Annotated in this window: 14 protein-coding genes and 1 pseudogene; 10 read left to right on the top strand and 5 right to left on the bottom strand. The window is 62.6% G+C overall.

Translation table 11 applies throughout. From position 1 onward, the window contains the following. Positions 1–29 precede the first annotated feature (29 nt). The 5 genes and pseudogenes from J8G26_RS00075 to J8G26_RS00055 all read right to left on the bottom strand — a co-directional run bounded on the left by J8G26_RS00075 (position 30) and on the right by J8G26_RS00055 (position 3,639). A complete protein-coding gene (locus J8G26_RS00075) occupies positions 30–236 on the bottom strand; it encodes a dodecin family protein (RefSeq protein WP_210567488.1) in 207 nt (68 codons plus the stop codon). 223 nt (positions 237–459) lie between these two features. Next, positions 460–753, bottom strand: coding sequence for a hypothetical protein (locus tag J8G26_RS00070; protein WP_210567487.1), 294 nt, complete (start codon positions 751–753; stop codon positions 460–462). 275 nt (positions 754–1,028) lie between these two features. Further along, positions 1,029–2,033 (bottom strand): annotated as a pseudogene (locus J8G26_RS00065) (IS5 family transposase); the annotation flags it as partial. 517 nt (positions 2,034–2,550) lie between these two features. Further along, entirely contained in the window at positions 2,551–2,949 is a 399-nt protein-coding gene (locus J8G26_RS00060) for a hypothetical protein (RefSeq protein ID WP_210567486.1), read from the bottom strand. A 72-nt stretch (positions 2,950–3,021) separates the two neighbouring features. Beyond that, on the bottom strand, positions 3,022–3,639 hold the full coding sequence (locus J8G26_RS00055; protein ID WP_210567485.1) for a hypothetical protein: 618 nt from the start codon (positions 3,637–3,639) through the stop codon (positions 3,022–3,024). A gap of 98 nt (positions 3,640–3,737) precedes the next feature. Between J8G26_RS00055 and J8G26_RS00050 the strand changes: the two genes are divergently transcribed. The 10 genes from J8G26_RS00050 (at position 3,738) to gshB (ending at position 14,911) form a co-directional block, all read left to right on the top strand. Further along, the gene (locus J8G26_RS00050; RefSeq protein WP_210567484.1) at positions 3,738–4,025 is read left to right on the top strand and encodes a helix-turn-helix transcriptional regulator; all 288 of its coding nucleotides are present in this window, start codon (positions 3,738–3,740) and stop codon (positions 4,023–4,025) included. A 39-nt stretch (positions 4,026–4,064) separates the two neighbouring features. Then, entirely contained in the window at positions 4,065–4,355 is a 291-nt protein-coding gene (locus J8G26_RS00045) for a nucleotidyltransferase domain-containing protein (protein WP_210567483.1), read from the top strand. Beyond that, complete coding sequence (locus J8G26_RS00040; RefSeq protein ID WP_210567482.1) at positions 4,352–4,798, top strand: hypothetical protein; 447 nt, start codon at positions 4,352–4,354, stop codon at positions 4,796–4,798. The genes J8G26_RS00045 and J8G26_RS00040 overlap by 4 nt, the downstream gene beginning before the upstream one ends. A gap of 5 nt (positions 4,799–4,803) precedes the next feature. Then, the gene (locus J8G26_RS00035) at positions 4,804–6,084 is read left to right on the top strand and encodes a glutamate-5-semialdehyde dehydrogenase (RefSeq protein ID WP_246881179.1); all 1,281 of its coding nucleotides are present in this window, start codon (positions 4,804–4,806) and stop codon (positions 6,082–6,084) included. Positions 6,085–6,144: 60 nt separating this feature from the next. Continuing rightward, positions 6,145–7,629, top strand: coding sequence for a Trk system potassium transporter TrkA (trkA, locus tag J8G26_RS00030; protein WP_210567480.1), 1,485 nt, complete (start codon positions 6,145–6,147; stop codon positions 7,627–7,629). A gap of 23 nt (positions 7,630–7,652) precedes the next feature. Beyond that, positions 7,653–9,119, top strand: a complete 1,467-nt coding sequence (locus J8G26_RS00025; protein WP_210567479.1) for a potassium transporter TrkG — start codon at positions 7,653–7,655, stop codon at positions 9,117–9,119. A gap of 91 nt (positions 9,120–9,210) precedes the next feature. Further along, entirely contained in the window at positions 9,211–10,506 is a 1,296-nt protein-coding gene (gshA, locus tag J8G26_RS00020) for a glutamate--cysteine ligase (RefSeq protein ID WP_087747905.1), read from the top strand. 162 nt (positions 10,507–10,668) lie between these two features. After that, positions 10,669–12,537: a potassium transporter Kup gene (locus J8G26_RS00015; RefSeq protein WP_087747904.1), complete on the top strand. Its 1,869-nt coding sequence runs from the start codon at positions 10,669–10,671 to the stop codon at positions 12,535–12,537. Between the two features lie 134 nt (positions 12,538–12,671). Next, on the top strand, positions 12,672–13,859 hold the full coding sequence (locus tag J8G26_RS00010) for a benzoate/H(+) symporter BenE family transporter (RefSeq protein ID WP_210567478.1): 1,188 nt from the start codon (positions 12,672–12,674) through the stop codon (positions 13,857–13,859). A 95-nt stretch (positions 13,860–13,954) separates the two neighbouring features. Continuing rightward, positions 13,955–14,911, top strand: coding sequence for a glutathione synthase (gshB, locus tag J8G26_RS00005; protein WP_087747902.1), 957 nt, complete (start codon positions 13,955–13,957; stop codon positions 14,909–14,911). Positions 14,912–15,199 lie beyond the last annotated feature (288 nt).

The raw sequence follows: 15,199 nt of genomic DNA, 5'->3' as shown, positions 1-15,199 counted from the left end.
CCAGACGGCGCTTACGCGCGGCAGGGGGCTTATTTTTCGTCGAGGACGAAGGTGACCTGCATGTTCACCCGGTAACCGGAAATGCGACCGTTCTCGATGGACACCTTCTGTTCCTTGATCCACGCACCGCGCACGTTGGCGATGGTGTCGCAGGCGCGGGCAATGCCCTGGTTGATGGCATCCTCGAAACTGGTTTTGCTGGTGGCACTGACTTCAATGACTTTGGCGACGCTCATGGGGGGCTCCGGTAGGTGGGGGAAGCCCTCATGCTAGGAGCGGTGCGTGCACATGGGTGTCGGACAAGCACGCCTTGTGCTGTAGTGATTCGGGCCGCGCGGCCTGGGAGCGGGAGCGGCCACCGGCCCGGAACGTCCGTCCATCATGGACTGCCCCGGGATATGAAGGCAAATCAGGCTCCATTCCTTGACTGGAAAGCGCCTGCAGCTACTGTTTAAATAGCTACTGGGCGACCTGGAGCGAGGCGCCCGCCTTGTCCACCCAGGCTTGCAGGTGGTCCAGCAGGCTGCTGCGGCTGAAGGAGCAGCTTTCCTCGGTGAACAGCGCGCTGGCTTCCAGCCGGTCCAGCAGGTTCAGCAGCACCTCGCCATAGCGTGGCGGCAAGGCGGCCAGCAATTCTTTCTGGGCCCGGGCCTGGGTGCCGAAGGCCGCGGCGCCCAGGCTCCCCTGGCTGTGGGCCGTCAGGGCGGCCTGCAAGGCGGCGAGCTGGGTGGTGGGGTGGGAATGTTCGGGCATGGCAGGGCTCCAGTCTGGCGGCGATTACAGCGCAGCACGGCGCCCGGTGCACCGCTGAGGGTCAATTCCCCTTCAGCGCGTCGAATGGTGTCAACCATCTCGGTTGACAGAGAAAGAGTCTTAGCGCTTAACAGGCTGCTGAAATACTCCCGTGCGTCCGAACCTGCTCAGCGGCGGCAAGCGCATTTTTCGCAGCAGCTTTCCGTATGCTGGAAGTCAGCCCGAAAACCTGCGTGTTTTCAGCCGTACAGCACGGTTTTCTGATCCGTTTCCCTTTACACCTGCCCCTGCAGACGGATTTGCCCCAAGCTGCGCAGTCGCGTGAGGTTGTAGCCCGCCATCGTCAGCACAAACAGCTGATCAACCTTCTTGATCCCGCGCACCAGCACCTGGCGCATGTGCCCCACCGTCTTGGCCCAGCCAAAGCCTTGTTCGATCAGCTTTCTCTTTTGCTGGGAGATGGCGTAGCCTTCGCTGCCCGCGATCCTGTCAGGCACCGCCGATTGACGCCCTGATTTGTTCTGCGCCACATGGGGCAGCACGTTCATCTCTTGCAGCGCGTCGATGAACTCCCTGGCGTCGTAACCCTTGTCTGCGCCCAGCGTGATCGTGATGGGGTCATCGCCGGGCAGTGCCTGTCGCGCATCGTTGATCGTGGCCTTGGCCGCTTCGCGCTCTGCATATCCGTCGGCCTGTGTGACCACGGCGCTGACCACCAGCCCGTGGCGGTTGTCGGTGAGTGTGTGGCCCATGAAGCGCAACTCACTGGCCGTCTTGCCCTTGCGGTACAGCCTTGCATCCGAGTCCGTTGTGGACTCGTGTGTGTCGTTGCTGCGCTTTTGGTCTTTGAAGTTCCCCGCGTCGGTATCGTCGTCGCCCTGGCGGTCTTTGCGCACAAAACTCTTGTGGCCCGCCCAGGCCTGGATCAGGGTGCCATCCACGCTGACGTGCTCGCCCGAGAGCAGTTCCTGCTCCTGGGCTTGTTGCACGATCTGATTGAAGAACTCGATGACCGCATCGTGCTCGATCAGACGTTCGCGGTTCTTGCTGAAGACGGTGGGCACCCAAACGGCATCGTCCATGGCCAGGCCAATGAACCAGCGAAACAGCAGGTTGTACTGGGTCTGCTCCATGAGCTGGCGCTCCGAGCGCACGCTGTAGAGCACCTGGATGAGCATGGCGCGCAGCAGCTTCTCGGGGGCAATACTGGGGCGCCCGCCTTTGATGTCGGCGGCATACATCCGGGCAAACAGCTCGTCCATGTTGGCCAGGGCTTTAGAGCGGCTAACAAAACTCTTCTGGCGTCGTTGCCGCGTCTTGTCGTACTACGCGTACTGCCTGCGACGCGGCGCCTAGCCAGAACCGCTTCGCTGAGTTTTGTTAGCCGCTCTTATTGACCATCACACGGATCACGCGCAAGGGGTGATCGGCGGGCACGAAGTCATCGAGGTGGCGCATCGTGAACAGGCTCTCGGTGAAGGTGTCGGCTCCGCGCATGGATGGCTCGTCTGTCTGGTCGGTTGGGTTGCCTCAATTGTCCTGGCAAGACGTCAACTGGGAAGTGACGGCGGGGAATATTTCAGCAGCCTGTTAGGAGGTAAGCCAATAGCTATCGAAAGCTACGCATCCAAGGTCATGGACTGCCTTCTGTGCGATCACACAGTTGGCCGATGAGCGCGTTGCACCCCGGCATCTACGACAGAGGTTGTCGATGAGCGGTACTGAACGAGGTGACGCCGCCACCGGGCCCGATGGACGCCAGCGGCGAGTCAATGGCCTGCTACCGCCGAAACGCTTTCAGTTGTTGAACATGCCGGTTTTGTGCTTCACGTCGGATTCGCTCATTGCGTACCGCTTGACCAGACCCTGTTCGTCGTACATCACGACAAGTTCTTTTTTGGTGCCACTGGAGCTTCCGCCGAACATGCTGACGATCGGGATGTAACTTACAGCGTCTGCCGACACCTTGCTGAACTCGTAGGTCCAGATTTCAAGTCCACCGTCGGTGAAAGTGGTCTTCATGGGCGAGCCGAACATTTTCCGTACTTCGGCCTTGCTGGTTTTTCCCTCAACCATTTTCTGGCTGATGGTTCCTTCCGATTCGGAACGCAGGGTTTCATTGCCGACGCTGGCGCAGCCAAGGGTCAACATGGCAAGAGACAGAGATGCGGCGAGAAAGAATCGTTGGTGTTTCATAAAATTTGGCAATCTGGCGTGTTTGGATGTTTGAAAGTTGTTTGACGCGTAACTTCATCTACAGGGTGTCATTCAGCGCGTCTGCTGGCTTATAACCCGGTAGTAATTTGAAGTTATTGGTTCGAGTTCCAGTAACTCGCCGTTCAGCAAAAGAAGGGCTCCTACCGAAGTGCCTGAAGCGTCGTTGACGTTGATGAGTGTGCTTCCGCCGCCGTAGGCGATGCGCCAGTATTTTTTACCGCTGATCACGGTAGTTCCCTGTACTCCGCTCCCCGTGTAGGCGAAGGAAGCACCTGATCCAGCTGTTGAGACACGATCTACCGAGGCTTGTATGGTTTGACCGTTTGGCAATCTGACGGACGCGTTCGCCACAGTCTCTAGATAGGTCACCGTTGCCGCTGGCTGGGGTGGGCCGTAGGTGCCTGTGGCGACGATGCCGCCTGTGCAGTTGGCCTGATTGAAGAACTCATTCTGCATGTTCATGCCGAGTTTTGTGCCATTTGCCAGGGTGGTGAAGCTGATGGTTTGACGCTCGTTTTCACCATCGCAGCCTGGCGACCAAGTACCCTCATACTTGGAAAGAGGCCCGGGAGCTTGCTCTGGGTTCGAGTCATCGCTCCCGCCTCCGCACGCAGTCAATGTCACCACTGCGAGACTGATAGCCGCCATTTTTAATGTGTTTTTCTTCATTCAAGCGCCACTCATTTCGATTGTGAACGTGTTGATTCGCAAAATAGCTATCTATAGACACGTGTCTAAAGTGTACCGAATTGAAACATTTGGGGCAAATGCGCCCCAGCAAGAATCAGCTTCTCATCAATGCATTCGCGACCGAGATCAAGCTTCGTCGGCGGGAGTTGGGCTTTTCGCAGGAAGATCTGGCGGGGTGCTGTGAGTTGGATCGTCCCTACATCTCCTTGATGGAAGTAGGTCGCAAGCAGCCCACACTGAGCGTTTTGCTGCGCCTTGCGGACGGGTTGCAGTTTTCGCTGGCGGACTTCATGGGGCGGGTGCAGCAGCGCTACCTGCTGGAACAGGCGGTCGCGCAGCCCCGAGCGCCGAGCCTTCCCGAGTAGCAGGGCGCCACGCGCAGCGCATTCTGCGAAAATGGCCTGATGCGTCTCACCACGGTCGAACAAAAATCCCTGCATGACGCCAGCGTGCGTTGGTTTGGCGTGCCGCCGCGCTTGTTTGGCTCCAGGGTAGACGACGCAGCACGCGGCGGTGATATTGACATCTACATCGAGGTGGATCTGCCTGCCCAGGACGCCTTTGCGCGCGAAGCGCAGATGGCCGCAGAGCTGTACCGTGCCCTCGGAGAGCGCAAGATCGACATTGTTGTCAACACGGGTCGCCTGGACCTGCCGATTTACCGCGTCGCACGGGATCGGGGGGTGTGGCTATGAGCTTGCCGCTGGACGTGGCGCTTGCGCAATGTGATCGCCATGCGAGCATCATGAATGAGGCGCTGGGCCTGATCCCGCAGCCCTTGACCGAAGCGCATCTGCAGCAGGCCACGCCCGAACTGATCCGGCTGCTGGATCAGTTCGTGTTGCGCTTCACCAAACTGCAGGACACGCTGGGCGCCCATGTGCTGCGGCAGTTTGCCGTGCAGACGCTGGCGGAGCCGGTGGAGGACGTTGCCTTTATCGATGTGCTGAATCTGCTGGAGCGTCGTGGTTACCTGTTGGCCGATCAGTGGGCGCTGCAGCGCAGCACGCGCAACATCCTCACCCATGAGTACCCGGATGACCCGCTGCGACAGGCGCTGGCTTTGTCTGCCGCGCAGGCTGCTGCGAACCAGTTGGTGCTGTGGTTGCGGAAGATCCAGGAACGCACGAAAGTTTGACCCCCATGAACGCCCTCAACGTCGCTGAATACACCCAGACCCTCGGTTTACAGGCAAAAACGGCCTCGGCGCTGATGGCTAAAGCGCCAGCAGCTATCAAAAACAAAGCGCTGCTGGCCCTGGCCCGGCTGCTGCGCGAGCAGACTGAGGCGTTGCAGGTGGATAACGCCCGCGATCTGGAGCGCGCCCGCGCTGCGGGTTTGGCCGAGCCGATGGTGGACCGTTTGAAGCTCACCCCCAAGGTGCTGGAGACCTGCGCCCAGGGCTGCGAGCAATTGGCTGCCATGGCCGATGTGATTGGCGAGATCATTGGCATGAAGCAGCAGCCCAGCGGCATCCGCGTGGGGCAGATGCGCGTGCCCATTGGTGTGTTCGGCATGATTTACGAGAGCCGCCCCAACGTGACCATCGAGGCCGCCAGCCTCAGCATCAAGAGCGGCAACGCCTGCATCCTGCGCGGCGGCTCGGAAGCCATTGATTCCAACCGGGCGCTGGCCAAGCTGGTGCAGCAGGCGCTGACCGAGGCCGGTCTGCCGCAAGACGCAGTGCAACTGGTGCAAACCACCGACCGCGAGGCCGTGGGCCAGCTCATTGCCATGCCGCAGTTTGTGGACGTGATCATTCCGCGCGGCGGCAAGGGCCTGATCGAGCGCATCAGCCGCGATGCCAAGGTGCCCGTCATCAAGCACCTCGATGGCAACTGCCACACCTATGTGGACGACCCCTGCGACATCGCCATGGCGGTGAAGGTGGCCGACAACGCCAAGACCAGCAAATACAGCCCTTGCAATGCCAGCGAAGGCCTGTTGGTGGCGCGCGGCGTGGCGGCCGAGTTTTTGCCCAAGATCGGCGCGGTGTATGCCGCCAAGGGCGTGGAGATGCGCGGTTGCCCCGAATCGCTGGCGCTGCTGGCCGCCGTGCCCGGCGCGCAACTGGTGCCCGCCACCGAGCAGGACTGGAGCGAGGAATACCTCGCGCCCATCATCAGCGTGAAGGTGGTGGCGGGTGTGGACGAGGCCATTGCGCACATCAACCGCTATTCGAGCCACCACACCGACGCCATCCTGACGCGCGACCACTTGCACGCCCAGCGCTTTTTGCGCGAGGTGGATTCGGCCAGCGTGATGGTGAACACCAGCACCCGTTTTGCCGATGGCTTCGAGTTTGGCCTGGGCGCCGAAATCGGCATCAGCACCGACAAGTTCCACGCGCGCGGGCCGGTGGGGCTGGAAGGGCTCACTTCGCTCAAGTACGTGGTGCTGGGCGAGGGCGAGGTGCGGGCTTGATTTGCTCCTGAATAAATAGCTGCTGGCGCTTATGCAGAAAGCGCCATAGGCCTATTTGATATGAAAATCATCATCCTCGGAGCGGGCCGCGTGGGCCAGAGCGTGGCCGACAGCCTGGTGTCCGAGCGCAACGACATCACCGTGATCGACACCGACGCCGAGCGCCTGCGCGACCTGGAGTCGCGCTTTGACCTGCGCGGCGTGGTGGGCAACGGCATTGACCCGGCCGTGCTGGCCGAGGCGGGCGCCAAGGACACCGACCTGTTGATCGCCTGCGCTGCGCAGGACGAGACCAACCTGGTGTGCTGCAAGGTGGCGCAGCTGCTGTTCAACATCCCCAAGCGCATCGCGCGCGTGCGCTCCATGGGGTTTCAGGCCGATCCGCTGCTCACGGGCCCCGAGGGCTTTGCGGTGGACCGCATCATCTGCCCCGAACAATCCCTCACGCGCTATATCGGCAAGCTCATTGATTACCCCGAGGCCATGCAGGTGCGCGAGTTTGCGGGCGGGCGGGCCTGCCTGGTGTCGGTGCGGGCGCGGGCCGGTGCGCCCATGGTGGGCCACACCGTGGCCGAGATGCGCAGCAGCACGCCCGAGGTGGATGTGCGCCTGGTGGCCATTTACCGCCGCTTTCCGGAAGAGCCCGACCGCTTCGTGGCCTGTGATGGGGGAACCCGCATCGAGCCCGGCGACGAGGTGTTTGTGCTGGCCGCGCGCGAGCACATCGCCCATGTGCTGGCCACCTTGCACCGCCGGGACGCCACGCCGGTGCGGCCGGTGCGCCGCATCATGATCGCCGGGGGTGGCCGCGTGGGCCAGCGCCTGGCGCTGGAGCTGGGCAAGGAGTCGGGGCGCTATCTGGTGAAGATCGTCGAGGACGACAACGCGCGCTGCATCGCGCTGGCCTCGCGCCTGCCGTCCGACGTGCTGGTGCTGCAGGGCGACGCCACGGATGAAAACCTGCTCGGGGATGAGGGCATCGACGAGATCGATCTCTTTCTGGCCCTCACCGACGACGACGAGGACAACATCATGTCCAGCCTGCTGGCCAAGCGCATGGGCGCGCGCCGCGTGCTGGCGCTCATCAACCGCCGCAGCTATGCCGATCTGATGCACGGCACGCAGATCGACATTGCCCTGTCGCCCGCGCAGGCCATGCTGGGCGAGTTGCTGGCTTATGTGCGCCAGGGCGATGTGCAGGCCGTGCACAGCCTGCGCCGGGGCGTGGCCGAGGCGCTGGAGATCGTGGTGCGCGGGGACCGCAAGACCTCGCGCGTGGTGGGCCGCAAGGTCAGCGAGCTGGCCCTGCCGCGCGACGTGCACATCGGGCTGATCGTGCGCGGCCTGCCGGATTCGGATGGTGCGCACGATGCGTCCGAGGTGGCGTCCGAGGTTGCGCCCGATGCCCTGCGCGCGCCGCAGGTGATCATCCCGCGCAGCGCCACGGTGCTGGAAAGCAACGACCATGTGGTGTTCTTCCTGCCGCACAAGCGGCTGGTGCGCGACGTGGAAAAGCTCTTCCGCGTGAGCGCCACGTTTTTCTGAACCAGGCAGGCGGGCAAGCAACCATGGTGGACATGTTTCCCGTGCTGCGGGTGCTGGGCATTCTGGTCATGATCTTTTCGCTGTCCATGGGGCTGCCGCTGGCGGTGTCACTGTGGACCGATGACGGGGTGTGGCAGGTGTACCCGCTGGCCATGGCGGCCACGCTGCTGGCGGGCGCCTGGCTGTGGTGGCGGCTGCGCCTGTTCCGGCAAGAGCTGCAGCCGCGCCACGGCGTGATGCTGGTCTCGCTGGTGTGGCTGTTGCTGCCGCTGTCCGCCGCCGTGCCGCTGATGCTGGCGGGGCATTACATCGGGCGGCCGATGTCGTTCACGCATGCGTACTTCGAGGCGGTGTCGGGCCTGACGACCACCGGCTCCACGGTGCTGGCCGGCCTGGACAGCTTGCCCGTGTCGGTGAACGTGTGGCGCACCTTTTTGCAGTGGATGGGTGGCATGGGCATCCTGATCCTGGCGGTGGCCGTGCTGCCGCTGCTCGGGGTGGGCGGCAGCCAGCTGTTCAAGGCCGAGGCGGCCGGGCCGCTGAAAGACACCAAGCTCACGCCACGCATGACCGGCACCGCCAAAGGGCTGTGGGGCGTGTATGCGCTGTTTTCCACCCTGTGCGGCCTGGCCTACTGGGCGGCGGGCATGGCGCCCCTCGATGCGCTGATGCACATGTTCTCTACCGTCAGCCTGGGCGGGCTGTCGTCGCATGACCAGAGCTTCGGGTATTTTCAGTCGCCCTTGCTTGAAGCCATCTGCATCGTCTTCATGCTGGTGGCCAGTTGCAATTTTGCGCTGTATTTCGTGGCGCTTCGCAAGGGCCACTGGCACGGCTTCTGGCACGACCCGGAGCTGCGCGCCACCTTGTTCACGCTGGTGGGCGGTGGGCTGCTGGTGGCCGTGCTGCTGTGGGCGAAGGGCGTGTATGCGCCGCTCGATGCGCTGCGCCATGGCATGTTCAACCTGGTGTCCATGGCCTCCACCACGGGCTATGCCACGGTGGACTATCTGGGCTGGCCGGTGTTTGCGCCGGTGTTCATGCTGCTGCTGTCGGGCGTGGCCACAAGTGCGGGCTCGACCGGCTGCGGCATCAAGATGGTGCGCATGCTGATCTTGCTCAAGCAGGCGCGCCGCGAAATGAACCGGCTGGTGCACCCGCGCGCCGTGCAGCCCGTGCGGCTGGGCGATGCGGTGGTGGACAACCGGGTGATTTTTTCGGTGCTGGCTTTCATGCTGGTGTATGGCGCCACCATCGTCGGGCTGAGCATGGTGCTGCTGCTGACCGATCTGGACCCGGTGACCGCGTTCTCGGTGGTGCTGGCCAGCGTCAACTGCGCGGGGCCGGGCCTGGGTGCCGTGGGCCCCGCCTCCAACTATGCGGTGCTGACCGATTTTCAGCTGTGGGTGTGCACCCTGGCGATGCTGCTGGGGCGGCTGGAAATCTTGAGCTTCATGGCCTTGCTGACCCCGGCGTTCTGGCGCCGGTAGCGATCTGCCTGCCCTGCGGGGCGCGGCTTGCGAATCCTTGGCCCGGCCCCAAATCCCTACAATTCACCGCAATCGTTTCCCGAGGGCATCTATGGTTCCGCATCTCATCACGGCCCTCACGGGGCCGATCAACGAACTCGAACAGCGCATTCTCGACTCGATGCCCGCCATCGAGCGCTGGTTCCGGCTGGAGTGGATGGAGCACACGCCGCCGTTCTACACCTCGGTTGATATCCGCAATGCCGGCTTCAAGCTGGCGCCGGTGGACACCAACCTGTTTCCGGGCGGCTGGAACAACCTCACCAAAGAGATGCTGCCGCTGGCCGTGCAGGCCGCCATGGCCGCCATCGAGAAGATCTGCCCCGAGGCGCGCAACCTGCTGATCATTCCCGAGAACCACACGCGCAACACCTTCTACCTGGCCAACGTGGTGCAGCTGCAGCGCATCTTCAACATGGCGGGCCTGAATGTGCGGGTGGGCTCCATCAGCCCCGAGATCAAGAAATCCACGCTGATCGAACTGCCCAACGGCGATTCGGTAATGCTGGAGCCCGTGATCCGCACCAAGGGGCGGCTGGGGCTCAAGGACTTTGACCCCTGCACCATTTTGCTCAACAACGACCTGTCTGCCGGTGCGCCCGGCATTCTGGAAGACCTCCACGAGCAATACCTGCTGCCACCGCTGCACGCGGGCTGGAGCGTGCGCCGCAAGAGCACGCATTTCAAGAACTATGAAGAGGTGGCCAAGCGCTTTGGCAAGATGCTGGGCATCGACCCGTGGCTGATCAACCCCATGTTCAGCCAGTGCGGCGATGTGGACTTTGCCGAGGGCACGGGCATGGACGCGCTGCAAAGCGGCGTGGATGCACTGCTGGCCAAGGTGCGGCGCAAGTACAAGGAATACGGCATCCACGAAAAGCCGTTCGTGATCGTCAAGGCCAACCACGGCACCTATGGCATGGGCATCATGACGGTGCGCGATGCCAAGGAGCTGGACGACCTGAACCGCAAGACCAAGAACAAGATGGCCGTCATCAAGGACGGCCAGCCGGTCAGCGATGTGATCATCCAGGAAGGGGTGCTCACACAGGAGCGGGTGCATGAGGCCGTGGCCGAGCCCGTGGTCTACATGATGGACCGCTATGTGGTGGGCGGCTTTTACCGCATGCATGCCGAGCGCGGCGTGGACGAGAACCTCAACGCCCCGGGCGCCAGCTTCGTGCCGCTGGCCTTCGAGCACAGCACCCACATGCCTCAGCCGGGTGTGCGCCCTGGCGTGAGCGCGCCCAACCGCTTTTACATGTATGGCGTGGTGGCGCGCCTGGCCATGCTGGCCGCCAGCTATGAGCTGGAAGCCACCAACCCGGACGCCGAGATTTACGACTGACCCGGGTGATTCTCCTGCCATGTCCTGGGCGCAGGGGCCAGAGGGTAGTTGCTGCACTGCAACAGGACGGGCAGGGCTAACACGAGAAGCCGGAGGCGGGGGCACAATAGCGTTCCCAAAAGTTACGGAACCCTGTCTTGCCCAGTGCAGCGGGGGGTGTCAGTGCAAAGCTCCAAATCATCGCTCGCAGCGCTCACGCTGGGCGCCATCGGTGTTGTCTATGGCGATATCGGCACCAGCGTGCTGTACGCGGTCAAGGAGGTCTTCGGCTCGGGCCATGTGCCCTTCACGCCGGACAACATCTACGGCATCCTGTCCATCTTCTTCTGGACCCTGACGGTCATCGTCTCCCTCAAATACGTGGTGCTGGTGCTGCGCGCCGACAACAACGGTGAGGGCGGGCTCATTGCCATGCTGGCGCTGGCCTCGCAGGCGGTGAAAGACAAGCCCCGGCTGCGCAAGGTGCTGCTGGCGGTGGGTATCTTTGGCACCTCGCTGTTTTATGGCGATGGCGTTATCACCCCGGCGATCTCGGTGCTTTCTGCGGTGGAGGGGCTGGAGGTGGTTTCGCCCCACTTCAAGCAGTATGTGATTCCGCTCACGCTGGTGGTGCTGTTTTGCCTGTTTGCGGTGCAAAAGCGGGGCACCAGCGGCATCGGCAAGTTCTTTGGCCCCGTCACGCTCCTCTGGTTCTTGACGATTGCCGTGCTGGGCGTGTCGCACATCGTCACGCACCCTGAAATCCTCTGGGCCATGAGCCCGCATCACGCGCTGGGGTTCATGTGGGCCCATCCGGGCATCAGCTTCATCATTTTGGGCGCCGTTGTGCTGTGCGTGACCGGGGCCGAGGCGCTGTATGCCGACCTGGGGCATTTCGGCAAGCACCCCATCCGGCTGGCCTGGTTTGGCGTGGCCATGCCGGCGCTCACGCTCAATTATTTCGGCCAGGGCGCATTGTTGCTGGCCGAACCCGAGGCGGTGAAAAACCCGTTTTTCATGATGGCGCCCGATTGGGCGCTGGTGCCGCTGGTGGTCATGGCCACGCTGGCCACGGTCATTGCCTCGCAGGCGCTCATCACGGGCGCCTTCAGCGTCACCAAGCAGGTCATCCAGCTCGGTTATCTGCCGCGCCTGAACATCCTGCACACCAGCGTGCGCGATACGGGGCAGATCTACATACCGCTGGTCAACTGGGGCCTGTTCGTGGCCATTGTGCTGGCGGTGGTGATGTTCCGCTCGTCCAGCAACCTGGCTGCGGCCTATGGCATCGCCGTCACGCTGGACATGCTGATCACCACCATCTTGACGTTCTTTGTCATCCGCTATGGCTGGGGCTATCCGCTGGCGCTGTGCATCGCGGCCACCGGCTGCTTCTTTGTGGTGGATCTGGCCTTCTTCACCTCCAATCTGCTCAAGCTGTTCCAGGGCGGTTGGTTCCCGCTCATGATCGGTGGTGGCGTGTTCGTGCTGATGATGACCTGGAAGGAAGGGCGCCGCCTGCTCAACGACACGCTGCGCGCCGATGCCATCGACCTCAAGGGGTTTCTCGAGTCGGTTTTCCTGAGTCCGCCCACGCGCGTGGATGGCACGGCGGTGTTCCTGACCGCCGAGCCGGGGGCCGTGCCCAACGCCATGCTGCACAACCTCAAGCACAACAAGGTGCTGCACAGCCAGAACCTGTTTGTCACCGTCCGCAACCACGAAGTGCCCTGGATCGGGTTGGACAAGCGCCTGCAGGTGGAGCCGCTGGGGCATGATTGCTGGCAGGTGGTGGTGCACTATGGGTTCAAGAACGACCCCGACATTCCCAGCGCCCTGCACCAGTTGCGGGGGCGTGGTTGTGCGCTGGACCCCATGACGACCAGCTACTTCCTCTCGCGTGACACCATCATCCCCACCATCGGCAGCGGCATGGCGCCCTGGCGCGAGAAGCTGTTTGCCCAGATGCACCACAACGCTAGCGGCGCCGCCGATTTCCTGCATCTGCCCAACAACGCAGTGGTCGAGCTCGGCTCCAAGATCGAAATCTAGCTGGTTTTCAGTGTTTTTGGCCTCTAGCGCTTATCTGTAAAGCGCTGGCAGCTATTAAATATATAGCTTTATGGGTGGCGCGCCGAGGGGTCCACACGGCTGGGCCCGGCCGCGTGCAGTGCCAGAATGTATCCATGCAATTCTTCAAAGACTTGAGTCTGTCGGCCTTCACGGCCGGCTTTGTCGCGGTGCTGGTGGGGTTCACGAGTTCGGTGGCTATCGTGTTCCAGGCGGCGCAAGCCTTCCAGGCCACGCCCGCGCAAATCACTTCGTGGATGTGGGCGCTGGGGCTGGGCATGGGGCTGTGCTCCCTGGTGCCGTCGCTGCTGCTGCGCAAGCCGGTCATGGTGGCCTGGTCCACGCCGGGCGCGGCCGTGCTGGCCACCGCCGGGCTGGCCGGGGGCTTCAGCATGGCAGAGGCGGTGGGTGCCTTCATGGTGTGCGCCGCGCTGATCACGGTGGCGGGCGTCACGCGCTGGTTTGAGCGCGTCATGAACCGTATTCCCATGGAGATCGCCGCCGCGTTGCTGGCCGGCGTGCTGGCGCGCTTTGGCTTGCAGGCCTTTGCTGCGGCGCAGACGGCATTGCCACTCGTCCTGCTGATGCTGGCGTCCTATCTGGTGGCGCGCCGGTGGTTGCCACGTTATGCCGTGGTCGTCACGCTGGCGCTGGCCATCGGCTTTGTCGCGCTGCGCGGCGAGATGTCCTGGTCGGCCATCCGTTTCGAGCTGGCCGTGCCTGTGTTCACGGCGCCGCAGTTCACCCTGTCTGCAGCCATCAGCCTGGCTTTGCCCCTGTTTGTCGTCACCATGGCGTCGCAAAACCTGCCGGGTGTGGCGGTGATCCGCGCCACCGGCTATGACCTGCCCGTGTCGCGCCTCATCACCATGACGGGGCTGGCGACCCTGGTGCTGGCGCCATTTGGCGGCTATGCGCTCAATTTCAGCGCCATCACAGCCGCCATCTGCATGGGGCCGGAAGCCCATCCGGACCGCGACAAGCGCTACACGGCGGCGGTGTCCTGCGGCTTGCTGTATGTGGCGATTGGCATTTTTGGCGCCGTTGTCACGGGGTTGCTGACGGCGTTTCCCAAAGAGCTGGTGGTGGCCATCGCCGGCCTGGCACTGCTGGGCACCATCGGCAATGGCCTGGCTGCCGCGCTGCGCGATGAGCCCCACCGCGAGGCGGCATTGATCACATTCCTGGTCACCCTCAGCGGCGTGGTGGTGGCGGGCGTGGGGTCTGCCTTCTGGGGCGTGGTGGCCGGCAGCCTGGCGCTATTTGTGCAACAGTACGGGCGTTCCTCCACGGGGAGTGTCTGACGCGGTCAGATGCAGTGTGCGGCAATGTCTTTCGGGGCGGCCGCGTGTTTTGCCATGCCAGCCTTCTGGCCCGGGCGCCTTTTTTCTGAGAGACCATGAAACTCCTGTTCATCGCTGATCCGCTGGAAAGCTTCAAGATCTACAAAGACACCACCTTTGCCATGATGCGCGAGGCACAGCGGCGCGGTCACCAGCTGGCGGTTTGCCTGCCGCAGGATCTGGTCTGGCAGCGCGGCAGCCAGGTGACTGCACGGGTGCGGGATATTGTCCTCACCGGCGATTCCACCCACTGGTTTCAGGCGCAGCCCCTGCGCAGTGCAGCGCTTACGGCGTTCGACGCCGTGCTCATGCGCAAAGACCCTCCTTTCGACAGCGAATATTTCTATGCCACCCACCTGCTTGAACAGGCCGAGCGGGAGGGGGCCCGGGTATTCAACAAGCCGCGCGCCCTGCGCGATCATCCGGAAAAGCTGGCGATCATGGAGTTTCCGCAGTTCATCGGCCCCACGCTGGTAACGCGCGATCCGCAAGATATCCAGCGTTTTCATGCGGAACACCAGGACATCATTCTCAAACCCCTTGATGGCATGGGGGGCATGGGCATTTTCCGCGTGGGCCCGGACGGCCTGAATCTGGGCAGCATTACCGAGACGCTCAACCGCCATGGTGCGCAAAGCGTGATGGTGCAGAAATTCCTTCCGGAGATCACGGAAGGCGACAAACGCGTCCTCATCATCGGAGGCAAGCCTGTGCCTTTCTGCCTGGCGCGCATCCCGCAAGGCAGTGAAGTCCGCGGCAATCTTGCAGCGGGGGGCAAAGGCGTGGCTCGCCCGCTGTCTGCACGCGACTGGGAAATTGCCGAAGCGCTGGGCCCTGTCTTGCAAAGCCGCGGCTTGCTGCTGGCGGGCGTGGACGTCATAGGAGAGTGCGTCACAGAGATCAACGTCACCAGCCCCACCTGCTTTCAGGAGATCTTTGACCAAACAGGCTGCGACGTGGCCTATTTGTTTGTGGACGCACTGGAGGCGGCGGTGGCTACGCGCGCCACCTGAAGTTTTGCCTAACTAATTCGTTTCGAATACCTAAATTTCCATGCTATAGTCGCAGGCTTCGCTGTTCAGAGGCGCCCTTTGGGTCTGTTCTGGGTAGCGAGGCAAGAGGGTTTAGCGAGAAGTTGGGGTTTTGGTTGATGCGGGGTAAAAACCCGGTATATAATTCAAGGCTTCGCTGGTATTTGCGGGTTGCTGGAGACGGTGGTTTGCGAAGAGAGTGCAAAGACCTTTTGGTTGACGGGGTTGAAAAAACTCTGATATAATTTAAGGCTCAGCTGATCGCAGCTG

It is taken from the genome of Acidovorax sp. JG5, assembly GCF_017939685.1.
In the GTDB taxonomy this organism is placed as follows: domain Bacteria; phylum Pseudomonadota; class Gammaproteobacteria; order Burkholderiales; family Burkholderiaceae_C; genus Acidovorax.
The sequence above is the reverse complement of the archived record's forward strand: the minus strand, read 5'-3'. Positions and strand labels throughout refer to the sequence as shown.